The organism is Oleiphilus sp. HI0061 (assembly GCF_001635675.1).
In genome coordinates this window covers 1-1091 of the sequence record NZ_LWFE01001174.1, presented here as the reverse complement: position 1 = coordinate 1091, position 1091 = coordinate 1, and the positions used below count along the sequence as shown (strand labels likewise).

The window sequence follows — 1091 nt, the reverse complement described above, 5'->3', positions numbered from 1 at the left end:
AATTGAATCGCAACATCAAACTCACCAACGTTACGAATCGCACCTTCAGGAAGACGAACTTCTGATTTAGCAACTTCAACGCCAGCAGCCGTTACTGCATCCGCAACATCGCGAACACCAATTGAACCGAATAACTTACCTTCGTCACCCGCTCTGGAAACGATAGTTACTTCTTTCTCATTCAATTGCTCAGCACGCGCTTCAGCAGCAGCAAGCTTCTCAGCAGCAGCTTTTTCAAGCTCAGCACGACGTGCTTCAAACTCAGCAACATTTGCTTCATTTGCCGCTACAGCTTTACCGTATGGTAATAGGAAATTGCGACCGTAACCTGCCTTAACAGTTACCTTGTCACCCAAACCACCTAATTTTCCAACTTTCTCGAGTAGAATAACTTCCATCTCGTGATCCTCTATTTTCTAGATTTCTCAAATTAGTTTCATGTAACTAATCAGCGTTTCATGCTTTTACTATTCTGGCGCCTGCATTCTAGCTCTAAAGTCGACCAAACTATCTAGTAAGGCTAACAAAGCTATCAGCATCAATACAGTTGGAAACAGCAATATGGCCGAGAAATAAATGCCAATTAACCACTGCCCGCCAAGCTTTCGCTTCGCTATCACGGCATGCACCAAGGCAAAACCGCAAACCATAATCGGAACCACAGCGACTGCGATAACCAAGGCAGGACTCACGCCCAGCACAGGTAAGATCACAATCAACAAAACCAGGCCCATCACCATACGCGCAGTTAAGCGTATCTGGTGAAACTCCTCTCGCCAACCACCCGGGTTATACAAGCTTGCCTGCCAGGATCGCGCTAAAAACAGCGATATAACAGCCATCCCGAAAAAGGATGAAGCAAAGCTTGCTACCAGTAGCAATTTGAAACCTTCTTGTAAATTAGCATCGTATTCTTGCTGCGACTCTTCTGCGAGCTGCTTAAAGAACTCTTCAGCCAACCCCATTAGGGTTTCAATCAACTCTGGCATAAGATAAGGAGCAACAATGCCTGTAAGCAGGCTAATTACTCCTCCGGCAGCCAGAGTGGCTTGCCAGGAGACGGTTGATCTTAATATCGCTGCCATAAGCAG

Annotated in this window: 2 protein-coding genes; both read right to left on the bottom strand. The window is 46.0% G+C overall.

Going from position 1 to position 1091, the window contains the following annotated elements; genetic code table 11:
• The coding region (gene rplI, locus A3735_RS17940; protein ID WP_068638390.1) for a 50S ribosomal protein L9 at positions 1-398 on the bottom strand (398 nt) is incomplete at its 3' end.
• A 69-nt stretch (positions 399-467) separates the two neighbouring features.
• On the bottom strand, positions 468-1091 hold a 624-nt coding region (locus A3735_RS31105), incomplete at its 5' end, for a hypothetical protein (RefSeq protein WP_068638387.1).